We start from the raw sequence: 14,734 nt of genomic DNA on the forward strand, positions 1-14,734 counted from the left end.
CCGCGCGCGGGTGCCGGCAGGCCGCGCGCAGGGTCGCGCGCGGGCCGCAAGCGCAGCATTGTACGCGGCGCGCGCGGGCGCCGCCGCCCGGCCTCAGGGCCAGCTTTCGCGCGCGTAGACGCCCGACAGCGCCCGCACCCGCGCGGCGCGCTCGGCCTGCCGGCCGTCGGTGTAGAACGGCGGGTCGGCCAGCGCCAGGCCGTTGTCGCGGGCTTCCTCGACCAGGATCTGCAGGTACTCCGTCATGTGCGAGGCGGTGTAGTCGTTGGTGTCGTGGAAGCTCACCACCACGGGCACCACGCCGCCGGCCGGCGCCAGCCGCTGCTCGGACAGCGCCACCTTGACCTGCGCCAGCTCGCTGTTGATGTGCGAGCGGCGGCGCAGGCTGATGTGCCAGCCGTAGATCTTGCCGTCGCGCGCGTTGACGTCCGACATCAGCATGGCGAGGCCGAGCTTGCGGTAGACCGCCTGGACCGCGTCGTCGTAGGCCCAGTTGGGCGGGCGCACCAGTTGCGCCGCGCCGCGGCACTGCTCGATGATGTCGGCCTCGCCGGACAGCAGCGATGCTTCCAGCTCCTCGGGCGCCAGGCGCGTGTGCGATACGTGCCCGTCCGGCAGGCCGCTGTGCACCGCGAGGCGGTGGCCGGCCTTACAGGTGGCGTGCATCTGCTCCTTGCCCGCCTCGCCGCCGCCGCGGCGCGGATGGGCGGTCTGCACGAAGAACAGCGCCTTGATGCCGGGCGTGACGGGATTGTCGGCAAGCTGGCGCAGGATCAGCGGCGTGCTGCCGTCCTCGCCGGCGTCGGGGCCGTCGTCGAAGGTGAGCAGGAAGCGGATCGGCGGCAGCGGCCGCGCGGCGCGCAGCGTCGCCAGCCGGATCGACGGCGCGGCCGGCGGCGGATCGGCGGTGCCGGGTGCCGCGGCGCACAAGCCGCCGGCCAGCATCGCGGCGGCCAGGAAACAGGAACGGAAAAAACGCATGCGTTGGGGGACGCGGCTGTGCGCGGCGCGCCACTGCGTGCGCTGTGCCGGCCAGCCGTCATGAAATTTCAGGCAAGGATCAGGTGTCCGGCCGGGCACGCCCTGCACGGGTGCGCGAGGCGCCGCAGCGGCGGCCGGGCCTCGCCCGGACACGACGCGGCATTGTGCCATAGCGTCCGGCGGCGGCACCGCCGGCAAAAAAAACCAGGCCACATGCGGGTGGCCTGGTGATAAAGCGGCAGCGATGCGGGCGCTGCCTGCGGGTTCGGGAAGCTGGCGAAGGCTCCCCTTCATTCAGGTTAGCGGCTGGCCGGACGGCCAAGGTGAACAACTGTGTCGGCGGCCCCGCGCGCGGGGCCGCGGCTCATTCGAGCCGGCCGGGCTCCGACACCGCGTCGAAGCGATAGCCGTGCGAGTACACCGAGGTCAGGCGCACGCCGTTCTGCGGACGCAGCGCGAGCTTGATCCGCAGGCGCGACACGTGGGTGTCGAGCGTGCGCGAATCGGGGCCGATCACGCGGCCCCACACCGCCTTCTCCATCATCTCGCGCGGCAGCAGCCGGCCCACGTTGCGGAACAGGAACAGCGCCACGTCGAACTCGCGCGGCGAAACGTCCAGCCGCGTGCCGTTCAGCGAGATGGTGCGCCCCACGGGGTCCAGCGCGTAGCCGCCAACCTCGATCATCTCGCTCTGCACCATCGCCTGCGGATAGGCGCGGCGCAGCAGCGCGCGCATGCGCGCCACCAGCTCGGCGCGGCGGATCGGCTTGGTCATGTAGTCGTCGGCGCCGGCGCCCAGCGCGGCCACCACGCTTTCTTCGAGCGGGCGGCTGGTGAGGAACAGGATCGGCAGGACGCGGCCCACGCGCTGGCGTATCCACGGCACCAGGTCGAGCCCGCTGATGTCGGGCAGCTGCCAGTCGAGAATCACGAGGTCGAAGGTGTCTTCGCGCAGCGCGCGCACGAAGGCGCTGCCGCTGCCATAGGTGGCGCACGCATAGCCCGCGTCTTCCACGATCTGCCGGATGAGTCCGGCCTGGCTGTCGTCGTCTTCTACCGAAGCAATTCTCATGGCTCTCTCTTGACCATCCCCGGTATCGTTACCGTGTCCAGCCATAGCGCCAAAGGATTCGGCGAAAGAGAAAGGCGACTGCAATGCGAAAACGCTCACAGGCATGCTGCCGGGCCAGCATCAGACCCCGCTAGCCTAGCGCAGCCATGCGCGGCAATTGTCACTAAATGTGAACGCCAAGGGGAACGCGCCAGGCGGGCGGCGGCGAGATGGCAGCAAGTCAACGGCAAGTCGACGATAGGGCGGCGTCCTGCAAGCGCCCGTCAGCGCCTGTCAGCAGGTTTCGTCGGCGGGATCGATCATCAGTTGCAGGCGGGCGGCCACGCCGGCCAGCCGCGCCTCGTCGCCGCTGCGCACCAGCCAGCCGGCGAAGGCGTCGGCCTGCGTGTCCCAGCACCACAGGACATGGCCGGCCGCGCGCAGGGAGGCCTGCGCGATCGTCATCAGCGCGGGCACGCCGTGGGCCGCGAGAAAGGCCGGCGCATGGGGGTCGGCCACGCCCCAGTCCACGCGCAGGCCGGCCCGCGCGGCCAGTTCCTGCACGCTGCGCACCAGCGCCGCGGCATCGTTCCACTCGACGTAGAAGCCGGCGCCGGCGGTGCCGGCGGCTTCGCTCAGCGGCCACAGCAACTGATGGCCTTCGCATCCCGGCCCGGCCTGCGCCAGCGCTTGCCGGAACGCGGTCCAGCAATGCTGCGCCGCGTCGCGGTCATGCAGGCACACCAGCAGGATCAACTCGCGCATGGCGTCCTGCGTTTCACTCGGGAGCTCAATCGTCATAGGCCTCTGGCGGGTCGGAACGGGGAAACTGCGCAGTGGTCGCGGGAACGGTCCCGCACACGGTTTGCCGCTGCGCAGCCGGCGATGCCCGGACGCCGGCGGCGATCGAGACCCGCTATTCTGACAAAGCTTGTAAGGTGGCGCCACTGCGCCCGCGCGGCTTTCCTGCATGACACAAACACCCCCCCAAAAAGCGGTTGCCAAGCGCGTGGTGGCTTTGATACGCTCGCCCCGTCGTCGCTGCGCAGCCATCTCCATGAGCAGCCGTTCCGACCGGCCCGCAGCCCCCGCGGCCGCATCCTGAACGGCCGGGCAAGTCCGAGCGCATGCAGGCACCTCCGGGCTGCCACTCGCCGCTGCCCTGCCCTGGCCGGCAGGCGGTGACCGGCGGCAATGCAGCGAGCGCAGTGCATCGAGCGGATTCTCCGCGCGTTGCCCCTCCTTCCCGTTCCTTGCGAGACCCGCGGCCACCGCGCCGCGCGAAAGCGTTCGCCCGCGCGGGCCGTTGCCGCAGTACAGTGTCGGCGCGCGGCACGCAGCGCCACGCCGGCGACACGGGCCTGACACCTGCGCGCCATACAAAGGCGGTAGCGCCAGGGCCGGGACCTGGGAAACAATGACGAAAACGCACTCTTGGCTCACAGCCGGGGAACACCTGCCATGCAATCCCTCCAAGCGTTCCAGAACATCAATCTCACTTCGCTGATGGATACCCTCGTCAGCCTCACCACCGCCTTCGTGCTGGGCGCGGTGATCGGCTACGAGCGGCAGATCCGGCAGCGCACCGCCGGGCTGCGCACCAACGTGCTGGTGGCGGTGGGCGCGGCCATCTTCGTCGACATGGCCAACCGCATGGCCGGGCACGAGGGCGCGGTGCGCGTGGTGGCCTACGTGGTGTCCGGCATCGGCTTCCTCGGCGCGGGCGTGATCATGCGCGAGGAAGGCAATGTGCGCGGGCTCAATACCGCCGCCACGCTGTGGGGCTCGGCGGCCATCGGCGCGAGCGCGGGCGCGGACCTGATCCTCGAGGCCACGCTCGGCTGCCTGTTCGTGCTGGCCGCCAACACGCTGCTGCGGCCCGTGGTGGACCGCATCAACCAGCAGCCGATGGACACCACCGCGGTGGAAGTCACCAACACCGTCTACGTGATCGCGCCGCGCGCCTCGCAGAAGCAGGCGCTGCAGTTGCTGGAGCGCACGCTGGAGACCGGCAACTACCCCACGCGCGACCTGGAGGTGCACGCCTTCGGCGATGCCGACGTGGAGATCGAGGCGGTGCTGACGTCCACCTCGATCGACGGCGACGTGCTGGACCGCCTGATGGCGCAGCTGGCCGAATCCGAGCATATCCACCAGGCCTTCTGGAGCCCCAGCACGACGGACTGAAGCCGCGGCCCGGCGGCGCTCGGGCAGGCGGAGGGGCAGGCGATCAGCGCACACAATCGGAGCGGGTCCGGTTGCAATGCGCGCATGGCATGGCATCCTTGCCGGCGACCGTGGACGGAGATCCCGGCGCGGTCCATGACAGACAAGACGAGGAGCCAATGAAAGTATCGAAGCCGTCCGCCGCCCGGGCGCCGCGCCTTGCGCGCCGCATCCTGGCCGCCGCCATTGCATGCCAGGCCGCCGCCGCGGCCATTCCCGCCACCGCCGCCACCGCCGCCGAGGCTTGGCCGTCCAAGCCGATCAAGGTGATCGTGCCCTACACGCCGGGCGGGTCCACCGACACCGTCTCGCGCATCGTCTTCGAAAAGGTCGCCGAGCGGCTCGGCCAGCCCGTCGTGATCGAGAACAAGCCCGGCGGCAATTCCACGCTGGGCACCTCGATCGCGGCGCGCGCCAAGCCCGACGGCTACACCTTCCTGTCGGTGCTGGCGGCGTACTCGGCCAACCCCAGCCTGTACTCGCACCTGCAGTACAAGCCGGGCGACCTGACGCCCGTCTCGCTGATGGCGGACCTGCCGCTGTTCCTGTTCACCAGCAAGTCCGTGCCCGCCACCACGGTGGCGCAGCTGGTGGACTACGGCCGCAAGAACCCGGGCAAGCTGAACTTCGGCTCCAGCGGCACGGGCTCCAGCGCGCATCTGGTGGGCACGCGCTTCGGCATGGTCAGCAAGATCGAGATGACCCACATCCCCTACAACGGCAGCGCGCCGATCCTGACGGACCTGATGTCGGGCAACGTGTCGATGGTGTTCGACCCGCTGCTGGTGCCGATGCCGCAGGCCAAGGCCGGCAAGATCAACGTGCTGGCGGTGGCCTCGGCCAAGCGCTGGCCGGGCGAGCCGAATATCCCGACGATGGAAGAGGCCGGCTTTCCCGGCTTCGTGATGAGCTCGTGGGCCGGGCTGGTGGCGCCGGCCGGCACGCCGCAGCCTGTCATCGACCGCATGTCGAAGGAGATCGCCGAGGCGGTGCGCTCGGCGGAGGTGCAGAAGAAGCTGGAGAACCTCGGCTTCATCGGCGTGGGCAGCACGCCGGATGCGTTCCGCAAGCTGATCGAGCGCGACTCGGCGCGCTACGCCGAAATCATCAAGGCGGCGAAGATCTCGCTCGACTGATCCGGCCCTCACGGCCCCTTCCTTCAACGGCCTGCTCGCGCAGGCCGTTTTTCATTTCCCCTTCCGTTTCCTCCGCGAGCGCTCCCGCGTGCCGCGTCGCGCGGTGCCTTGACAACCCTGGCCGGCCCTCCTATTCTCTCGCTTAAATTCCTTAAGTAAGATCATTGTTCTGTTATACAGAACACAAGAATCGGAGACAAGACCTGGGCGACGGCCCCGCGCCGCTGCCGCGCGCCGCGCTCACAGGCCAGTCGAGACACCTTTCCAACCGCATTCGCCGGCATCGCAGGACGCCTCCGCTCCCGGCGGCGGCGCCGCGCCACCGGCTCGACCATTCCACAGACGGAGACCCAATGAAGCGCTTCACCTCCCGCATCCGCGCCGCGCTGATGCTCGCCATGCCCGCCGCGCTGCTGGCCACGGCCGCCCTGCCCGCCGCCGCCGACAGCTATCCCAGCCAGCCGGTGCGGCTGGTGGTGCCGTTCCCGCCGGCCGGCGGCACCGACGTGATGGCGCGCCTGGTCTTCAACAAGGTGGGCGCGAGCACGCACTGGAACGTGGTGGTGGAGAACCGCGCGGGCGCGGGCGGCAACATCGGCATGGACGCGGTGGCCAAGGCGCGCCCGGACGGCTACACGCTGGGCATGGGACAGACCGCCAACCTCGCGATCAATCCCACGCTCTACCCGAAGATGCCGTATGACGCGGTCAAGGATTTCACCCCGGTGGCGCTGGTGTCGGCGCAGCCGCTGGTGCTGATCGTGCGCGGCGACGCGCCGTACAAGAACCTGGCCGACCTCGTTGCCGCCGGCAAGGCCAGGCAACTGTCGATGGCCTCGGCCGGCACCGGCACCGTGGGCCACCTGACCGGCGAGCTGTTCGCGCGCCGCACCGGCATCAAGATGCTGCACGTGCCGTACAAGGGCGCCTCGCCCGCGCTGACCGACCTGCTCGGCGGCCAGACCGATTTCTACTTCGCCACGCCGCCGATCGCGCTGCCGATGCTCAAGGGCGGCAAGCTGCGCGCGCTGGCGGTGACTTCCGCCAGGCGCCTGCCGCTGCTGGCCGACGTGCCGACCGTGATCGAAGGCGGCTACGCCGGCTTCCAGGCCGAGGACTGGAAGGCGCTGGTGGCGCCGGCCGGCACCCCGGCCGAAGTGGTCAGGCGCGTCAACGAAGCCGTCAACAAGGCCATCGCCGAGCCCGAGACCATCACCAGGATGCGCGAGGAAGGCAGCGAGCCGCGCGGCGGCACGCCGGCCGAGCTGGGCGCCTTCATCAAGGCCGAGAACGCCCGCTGGGGCACCATCGTGCGCCAGTCCGGCGCCAAGGTCGAGTAAGAAGCCGTTTCAAGAAGATCCTGGCGTGGTTGCGCGGCACGGCAAGTACGCTGGTACTGTCCGCGTCCGCGCGCCTGGCCAGGACCGCTTCGCTTCATCTTGCAACAACTTCCAAGCCGCCGCCGCGCGGCCCGCCCCCGACGAATCAAGCAACATGCAAAAACCGCTACGCCATATCCGCGTGCTCGACCTCACCAATGTGCTGGCCGGGCCGTTCTGCTGCCACCAGCTCGCCCACATGGGCGCCGAGGTCATCAAGGTGGAAACGCCGGGCACCGGCGACCTGGCGCGCCAGCTCGGCGCCGATGCCGAACTCAACCGCCGCCTGATGGGCGTGTCCTTCCTGGCGCAGAACCCGGGCAAGCGCTCCATCACCGTCAACCTCAAGCATGCGCGCGGCAAGGAAGTGTTCCGCAAGTTGGTGGCCAGCGCCGACGTGCTGGTCGAGAACTTCCGCCCCGGCGTGATGGCGCGCCTGGGCCTGGGTTTCGAGGCGCTCAAGCAGGTCAACCCGAAGCTGATCTACTGCGGCATCTCCGGCTTCGGCCAGGACGGCCCGCTGTCCGACCTGCCGGCCTACGACCAGATCATCCAGGGCATGTCCGGCGTGATGAGCATCACCGGCGACGCGCAGACCGCGCCCTACCGCGTGGGCTATCCCGTCTCCGACACCATCGGCGGCATCACCGCGGCGTTCGCGGTGGCCGCCGCGCTGGCGGACCACCAGCGCACCGACGGCTATTTCATCGACGTATCCATGCTCGAAGCCACGCTCGCCACGATGGGCTGGGTGGTCTCCAACTACCTGATCGCCGGCAAGACCCCGGCGCCGATGGGCAACGAGAACATGACAGCCAGCCCGTCCGGCACCTTCCACACCGGCGACGGCCTGCTCAACATCGCCGCCAACAAGCAGGAACAGTTCGAGGCGGTGTGCCGCGTGGTGGGCCGCCCGGAACTGGCCGCCGACGCGCGCTTCGCCGAGCGCCAGGCGCGCCTGGCCAACCGCGCCGAACTCACGCGCGCGCTCGAAGCCGAACTGGCGAAGAAATCCGCCGACCAGTGGTGGGCGCTGCTCAACGAGGCGGGCGTGCCCGCCGGCCCGGTCTACAGCGTGCCGCAGACGCTGGACCACCCGCAGATCAGCGGGCGCGGCATGATCGGCGACTTCGCCGACGTGCCCGGCGTGGGCCGCGACATCCGCCTGGTGCGCACCGGCTTCAAGCTCAACGGCGAGGCGCCCTCGGTGGATACGCCGCCGCCCGAACTCGGCCAGCACACCCGCGACATCCTCGCCCAGCTCGGTTATGGCGAGGCCGACATCGAAACCTTGCAACAGGAGCACGCCGTATGAGCGAATCCACCCAGGCCGGCAACCAACCCGGCATCGACGCGGGCCAGCGCCTGTCCCAGGACTGGTGGCGCACCGGGATCATCGACATGCAGCCCGGCGAGATCCGCTACCGCGGCTATCCGATCGAGCAACTGATCGGGCAGGTCTCGTTCGCGCAGATGATCTGGCTGATGCTGCGCGGCGAATTGCCGGGCCGCAAGCAGGGCGAGCTGCTCGACGCCGCGCTGATGTCGGCGGTGGACCACGGCCCGCAGGCACCCAGCATCGCCATCGCGCGCATGGCCGCGACCTGCGGCGTGGGCCTGAACAACGCGATGGCGTCGGCCGTGAACGTGCTCGGCGACGTGCACGGCGGCGCCGGCGAGCAGGCGGTGGAGCTGTACCAGGACGTGGCGCGCCGCATCGACGGCGGCCTGGCGCAGGCCGACGCGGTCAGGGCCGCGCTGGCGGACTACCGCGACGCGCACGGCAAGTTCGTCTCGGGCTTCGGCCACCGCTTCCACCCGCTCGACCCGCGCGCGCCGCGCCTGCTGGCGCTGGTGGAGCAGGCGGCGCGGGACGGCGTGGTCTCCGGGCGCTTCGCGGCCATCGCGCGCGCGGTGGAGGCGGAGCTGGGCGCGGGCCGCAGCAAGCCCATCCCGATGAACATCGACGGCGCCACCGCGGTGATCTACGCCGAACTGGGCTTTCCGGCGCCGCTGGCGCGCGGGCTGTTCTGCCTGTCGCGCTCGGTCGGCATCCTCGCGCATGCGTGGGAGCAGACACAGCAGGGCGGCCGCAACAAGGGGCCGATCCCGCGCCAGTACATCTGGACCTACGACGGCCCGCCGCAGCGCGACGTGCCGCCGGCGCGGGACTGACGACCGGCGCCGGCGCGGCGCTGGCGTGAAGCTAGCGGCTCGGCACGTGGGCGGAATCGCCCACGTCGCCCGGCACCGGCCGCGTGGCCGGCGCCATCCACGACGCCAGCGCGTAGCGGTCGCGGCCGAACTCCTTGGCCGCGTAAAGCGCGCGGTCGGCCGCCGCGAACAGCGAGCGCCACAGCCCCTCCGGGCCGGCCACGCCGCCGCGCAGTTCCGCCACGCCGATGCTGACGCTGGCAAACGCGGCCGGCGCGCCGGGCAGCGGGATCGCGCGGACTTTCTTGAGGATGCGGTTGGCCAGCGCGGTAGCCTGGCCTTCGTCGGTATGCGGGCAGAGAATGCAGAATTCCTCGCCGCCATAGCGGCCGGCCACGTCGGAGGCGCGCCGCGAGTTGTCGATGGCCTCGGCGATCAGCTTGAGCACGGTGTCGCCGGCATGGTGGCCGTTGCGGTCGTTGACCTGCTTGAAGTGGTCCACGTCGATCACCAGGCAGGACAAGGGCTGGCCGTGCCGCTCCCAGGCCGCGACCAGGCTGGTGGCGGCCTTGTCGAGCGCGCCGCGGTTGAGCAGGCGCGTCAGCGCGTCGAAGCGGGCGCCGCTTTCGTTGGCGGCGATGACCTGCTCGGTGGCCATCAGCGTGAAGCCGAACAAACCCAGCAGGGTCGCCGCCAGCGGCGCCAGCGTCAGCACGGCGCTGGCGTTGCTGGCGTAGAACGGGCCCGAGAACACCGTCCCCGCCAGGCCGGCGGCCACGCCGGCGAGCTGGTTCGCCAGATGCACCAGCGTGGCCAGCACCACCAGCGGCGCGCCGATGCTGCGCCGCGCGCCGTGCGCGTGGAGCAAGGTGAGCAGCGTCAGCGACGCCACCACCGCCAGGCAGCCGTAGCCGACCACGTGCAGGCGCGCGTAGCTGTCGGCCATGCCGGCGGCGCCGAGCAGCGCCAGCCCGGCCAGCGACACGCCCAGCGCCAGCGAGCGGTCCCACGGCGCCAGCCCGTAATAGACCCGCACGCCGCGATAGACCAGCAGGCGCCCGCCGATGTAGACCGCGGCCGCCACGGCGCTCACGTATACGTGCCGGGACGAGACATTGAAGGCCAGCGCCAGCCCGGCCGCCGACAGCAGCAGGTGCCCCACCGCCCACAGCCGCCCGGCCGGGCTGAGCCGCAGCGCGGCCAGCAGCCCCAGCGAGATGGCCAGCGTGCTGGCATACACCACCAACATGACGACAACTACCGCTTGCTGGTCTAACTGCACGGGAGTCCTTTGAAGATGCCGCGTTGCTGTTGGCGTTGAGGAGAGGGAAGGAAGGAAGGTCGGCGGCGATGCCGGCGCGATGGTGTAGTTGCCGCCGCGCGGACAAAATTTTCGCAAACGCGAATGATAACGTCCCCGGCCTGCGCCTGACACCCCCGACAAGCCGGGCGGAGACCACTTTCGGCAGGAACATTGACCGGCCGCAAGCCCGGCGCCCCGCTACCGGGCCCCGGCGGTGCCGGGCGGGAGGCAGGAACCGGCGCTTGCGGGCCTGGCGCGGCGCGGCGCCGGCGGCGAGGCTGGCGGTGGTTCGGGTGGCGCGTCGGGTGGCGCGTCAGGTGGCAATTCGGGCGGTAATTCAGGCCGGATAGGGAAAGCGGCCGCCCAGCGCCACCGTCAGTTCGCGTGCCGCATTCACCACATCACGGCGAAACGCCGGGTCGAACCGCGGTGTCGGGCAGGTCAGCGTCAGCGCGCCCTTGAGCTCGCCGTCCGGCCCGAACACCGGCGAGGACACGCCCGCGATGTCCGGCACGCGGTCGCCGACCATCTCGGCCACGCCTTCGTCGCGGATCTTCTGGTAAATCTCGCCGCGCGCGCCGCTGAACGCGCGCAGCACGCGGCCGCCGGCGCCGCGGTTGCGCGGCAGCAGGTCGCCGGCCTTGGCGTGGTCGCGCACCGGCTGCGGCGAATCGACGCGGTACAGGCACAGGCGGTGCTCGCCCTGGTCGATGTGGAACGCGGCGCTCTCGCGCGTGGCCTGCACCAGCTGGCGCAGCACCGGCATCACCACCAGTTCCAGCGAGAACGAGGCGGCGTACACCGCGTGCAGGCGCGCCACCTCGGGGCCCAGCCCGTAGCGGCCGTCTGGCTGGCGCAGGACCAGGCGGGCATGCTCGAGCGAGGCCAGCAGCCGCAGCAGCGTGCTCTTGTACAGGCCCGAGCGCTGCGCCAGCTCGACCAGCCCCAGCGTGGTGTCGCCCTGCCGGAAGGTGGAGAGCACGAACAGGGCGCGGTCCACGGCGATGGCGCCGCCCTCGGCGACGTGCTTGTCGGCTTCGGAAAGTTGCGCGGCTTTACGGGGCATCGATCGGCTTGCTCAATGGAAGGAATGGAAGGAATGGAAGGAAGCGGGGAAACGCCGTGGAGGCCGGACCAATGGATCAACGGACCGGTAAGCCGGCATGCGGCAGTTTCAGGCATTTCTTGGCATGGCGGTTCCACGGTACAGAACGCCACCGGCATTGTCAACGCGGCCCGGCCGGCCATGCCGCACCGCCGCACCGGCCTTTGCCGCGCCCGCGCCGGAAGCCGTCCCGCGCCGCCCGCCGGCCGGGCTGTCCTTGAATTGTCCCGGAAGTGATCTAGAGTGATGTGATGCACCATTTCGCCCGGCTGCGGCCATGCCCGGCAGGGCACCGCGACATGGCGCGCTTCATGCCACGACGCACGGCACGACGCGCGGCACGACTCACGCCGCGCGCATGTCACGACTTTCGTCACGCTTCACGTCACGATGGAGTAATCCAGCAATGGTTGGATTGAACGCACTGACCCGGGCCCGCCTTCAGCTTGCGCAAAACACGTTCCTCCACCCCTTCCGCCTTGCCGGTCGCGCCTGCCCTGACAGGGCCAGCGGCGGCAGCCGACACCCCTTTCCCGACGGCGCGCGCCGCGCGCCGCGCCCGGCACTGGACCAGGACCGATAGCCCAGCGCCCATTTCCGACGACGCCATCCGACCATCGCCTTGCAGCCAGTGCCAGGCCATGCCGGCCTCATGCCTGCCCGCCCGCTCTCCTGTCCGTGTGCCTGCCGGGCGCGGCCACGCTGCTTCAACCTTCCTGCCGCCCCGCGGCCCCAAGCCTGTCCATGCCCAGACTCCAGCGCACGCGCGTTCCTGTGTTGCCAGCCGGCCCCAGCCACCCCTATCGACTCCGAGGTTCTTCCATGCGCATCGAGCGGATTCCACTTCGCCATCTCGGCGCCGCGGCGATCGCCGCCCTCCTTGCCGCATGCGGAGAGAAGCCGGCCGCGCCGCCGCCGCCCCCGCTCGAAGTGGGCGTGGTCACGGTCAGGACCAGCACCGTGCCGGTGACGGTGGAGCTGCCCGGGCGCACCAGCGCCTTCCTGGTGGCGCAGGTGCGCGCGCGGGTGGACGGCATCGTGCTGCGCCGCGAGTTCACCGAGGGCGATGACGTCAAGGCCGGCGAGCGGCTCTACAAGATCGACCCGGCGCCCTACATCGCCGCGCTGAACAACGCCCGCGCCGCGCTGGCCAAGGCCCAGGCCAACGTCACCACGCAGAACGCGCTGGTCAGCCGCTACAAGGTGCTGGTGGCCGCCAACGCCGTCAGCAAGCAGGACTACGACAACGCCGTGGCCGCGCTGGGCCAGGCCCAGGCCGACGTGGCCGCCGGCAAGGCCAGCGTGGAGACCGCGCAGATCAACCTCGGCTATACCGACGTGATCTCGCCCATCACCGGGCGCAGCGGCCTGTCGCAGGTCACGCCGGGCGCCTACGTGCAGGCCAGCCAGGCCACGCTGCTGACCACCGTGCAGCAGCTCGACCCGGTCTACGTCAACCTGACGCAATCGAGCGTGGAAGGCCTGCGGCTGCGCCGCCAGGTCCAGGAAGGCAAGCTGCAGACCAGCGGCATCCACGCCGCCAAGGTCACGCTGCTGCTCGAGGACGGCCGCACCTACGCCGAGCAGGGCCGGCTGCAGTTCTCCGACGTGAGCGTGGACCAGACCACGGGCTCGGTCACGGTGCGCGCGATCTTCCCCAACAAGGACCGCGTGCTGCTGCCCGGCATGTTCGTGCGCGCGCGCATCGACGAAGGCGTCAACGACAAGGCGATGGTGGTGCCGCAGATCGGCATCACGCACGACCAGAAAGGCCAGCCGGTGGCGCTGGTGGTCGGCCCCGACAACAAGGTGTCGCAGCGCCAGCTCGTCACCAGCGCCACCTACGGCAACGGCTGGGTGGTGGAAAGCGGGCTGCAGCCCGGCGAGCGCGTGATCGTCAACGGCGTGGAGAAGGCCAAGCCCGGCATGACCGTCAAGCCGGTCGAGACCCAGGTGCCGGCGCAGCCCGCCTCGGGCGCGCAGGCGCAGCCGGCCTCCGCGCCGCCGGCCCCGTCCCCGGCTCCGTCCGCCCCCGCCTCCGCTCCGGCGCCCGCTGCGGCGCCCGCGTCCGCCGCGCAATAACAGGGAGCCTGCCTCATGGCAAAGTTCTTCATCGACCGGCCGATCTTCGCCTGGGTCATCGCCATCATCCTGATGCTGGCGGGCGTGGCGGCGACGGTGACGCTGCCGATCGCGCAGTACCCGACGATCGCCCCGCCGGCCATCCAGATCAGCGCCACCTACCCGGGCGCTTCGGCCAAGACGGTGGAAGACACCGTCACCCAGGTGATCGAGCAGCAGATGAGCGGCCTCGACCACCTGCTCTACCTGTCGTCGACCAGCGACGACTCCGGCACCGCCACCATCACGCTGACCTTCGCCGCCGGCACCAACCCCGACATCGCCCAGGTGCAGGTCCAGAACAAGCTGCAGCTCGCCACGCCGCTGCTGCCGCAGGTGGTGCAGCAGCTCGGTGCCAAGGTGACCAAGTCCAGCAGCAGCTTCCTGCTGATCCTGGCCTTCGTCTCGCGCGACGGCAGCATGAACCGCTACGACCTGACCAACTACGTCGCCTCCAAGATCCTCGACCCGATCAGCCGCATCGACGGCGTGGGCACGGTGACGCTGTTCGGCTCGCAGTTCGCCATGCGGATCTGGCTCGACGCCACCAAGCTCAACAACTACAACCTGACGCCGATCGACGTCAACAACGCGGTGCTCGCGCAGAACGTGCAGGTCGCCGGCGGCAGCCTGGGCGGCACGCCGTCGGTGCCCGGCCAGATGCTGCAGGCCACCATCACCGAGGCCACGCTGCTGCAGACGCCGGAGCAGTTCGGCAACATCCTGCTCAAGGTCAACACCGACGGCTCGCAGGTGCGCCTCAAGGACGTGGCCCGCATCGAGCTCGGCGGCGAGACCTACAACTACGACACCAAGTACAACGGCCAGCCGACCGCGGCCTTCGGCATCCAGCTCGCCACCGGCGCCAACGCGCTGAACACCGCCAAGGCGGTGCGCGCCAAGATCGCCGACCTGCAGCGCTACTCGCCGCAGGGCCTGGTGGTGGAATATCCCTACGACACCACGCCGTTCGTCACGCTGTCCATCGAGGAAGTGGTCAAGACGCTGATCGAGGGCATCGTGCTGGTGTTCCTGGTGATGTACCTGTTCCTGCAGAACCTGCGCGCCACGCTGATCCCGACCATCGCCGTGCCGGTGGTGCTGCTGGGCACGTTCGCGGTGATGGCGGTGGTGGGCTTCTCGATCAACACGCTGTCCATGTTCGGGCTGGTGCTCGCCATCGGCCTGCTGGTGGACGATGCCATCGTGGTGGTGGAGAACGTCGAGCGGGTCATGGCCGAGGAGGGCTTGTCGCCGCGCGACGCCACCCGCAAGGCG

12 protein-coding genes are annotated in these 14,734 nt (G+C 70.3%); 7 read left to right on the forward strand and 5 right to left on the reverse strand.

The genetic code is table 11. From position 1 onward, the window contains the following. Positions 1 to 93 precede the first annotated feature (93 nt). The 3 genes from K206_RS0113650 to K206_RS0113660 form a co-directional block, all read right to left on the reverse strand. A complete protein-coding gene (locus tag K206_RS0113650) occupies positions 94 to 981 on the reverse strand; it encodes a polysaccharide deacetylase family protein (protein ID WP_020202965.1) in 888 nt (295 codons plus the stop codon). 364 nt (positions 982 to 1,345) lie between these two features. Next, positions 1,346 to 2,053, reverse strand: a complete 708-nt coding sequence (locus K206_RS0113655; RefSeq protein WP_020202966.1) for a response regulator transcription factor — start codon at positions 2,051 to 2,053, stop codon at positions 1,346 to 1,348. 273 nt (positions 2,054 to 2,326) lie between these two features. Next, a complete protein-coding gene (locus K206_RS0113660; protein WP_231401606.1) occupies positions 2,327 to 2,833 on the reverse strand; it encodes a hypothetical protein in 507 nt (168 codons plus the stop codon). A 660-nt stretch (positions 2,834 to 3,493) separates the two neighbouring features. Here K206_RS0113660 and K206_RS0113665 point away from each other — a divergent pair. The 5 genes from K206_RS0113665 (at position 3,494) to K206_RS0113685 (ending at position 8,948) form a co-directional block, all read left to right on the forward strand. Then, positions 3,494 to 4,219 (forward strand): MgtC/SapB family protein, encoded by a 726-nt coding sequence (locus K206_RS0113665; protein ID WP_020202968.1) that lies wholly within the window; start codon positions 3,494 to 3,496, stop codon positions 4,217 to 4,219. 158 nt (positions 4,220 to 4,377) lie between these two features. Further along, positions 4,378 to 5,394, forward strand: a complete 1,017-nt coding sequence (locus K206_RS0113670) for a tripartite tricarboxylate transporter substrate binding protein (protein ID WP_020202969.1) — start codon at positions 4,378 to 4,380, stop codon at positions 5,392 to 5,394. A gap of 353 nt (positions 5,395 to 5,747) precedes the next feature. Beyond that, on the forward strand, positions 5,748 to 6,734 hold the full coding sequence (locus K206_RS0113675) for a tripartite tricarboxylate transporter substrate binding protein (RefSeq protein ID WP_020202970.1): 987 nt from the start codon (positions 5,748 to 5,750) through the stop codon (positions 6,732 to 6,734). Between the two features lie 154 nt (positions 6,735 to 6,888). Next, positions 6,889 to 8,088, forward strand: a complete 1,200-nt coding sequence (locus K206_RS0113680) for a CaiB/BaiF CoA-transferase family protein (RefSeq protein ID WP_029043604.1) — start codon at positions 6,889 to 6,891, stop codon at positions 8,086 to 8,088. After that, complete coding sequence (locus K206_RS0113685) at positions 8,085 to 8,948, forward strand: citryl-CoA lyase (RefSeq protein ID WP_020202972.1); 864 nt, start codon at positions 8,085 to 8,087, stop codon at positions 8,946 to 8,948. The genes K206_RS0113680 and K206_RS0113685 overlap by 4 nt, the downstream gene beginning before the upstream one ends. 31 nt (positions 8,949 to 8,979) lie before the next feature. Here the strand turns inward: K206_RS0113685 and K206_RS0113690 are convergent, their stop codons facing one another. Continuing rightward, on the reverse strand, positions 8,980 to 10,176 hold the full coding sequence (locus K206_RS0113690) for a diguanylate cyclase (RefSeq protein WP_020202973.1): 1,197 nt from the start codon (positions 10,174 to 10,176) through the stop codon (positions 8,980 to 8,982). 391 nt (positions 10,177 to 10,567) lie between these two features. After that, a complete protein-coding gene (locus K206_RS0113695) occupies positions 10,568 to 11,296 on the reverse strand; it encodes an IclR family transcriptional regulator (protein ID WP_020202974.1) in 729 nt (242 codons plus the stop codon). An 861-nt stretch (positions 11,297 to 12,157) separates the two neighbouring features. Between K206_RS0113695 and K206_RS0113700 the strand changes: the two genes are divergently transcribed. Both K206_RS0113700 and K206_RS0113705 read left to right on the forward strand, forming a co-directional pair. Beyond that, on the forward strand, positions 12,158 to 13,417 hold the full coding sequence (locus tag K206_RS0113700) for an efflux RND transporter periplasmic adaptor subunit (RefSeq protein WP_020202975.1): 1,260 nt from the start codon (positions 12,158 to 12,160) through the stop codon (positions 13,415 to 13,417). Between the two features lie 15 nt (positions 13,418 to 13,432). Beyond that, a partial coding sequence (locus K206_RS0113705; protein WP_020202976.1) for an efflux RND transporter permease subunit occupies positions 13,433 to 14,734 on the forward strand: 1,302 nt, incomplete at its 3' end.

This window comes from Cupriavidus sp. WS, from assembly GCF_000395345.1.
GTDB lineage: Bacteria > Pseudomonadota > Gammaproteobacteria > Burkholderiales > Burkholderiaceae > Cupriavidus > Cupriavidus basilensis_B.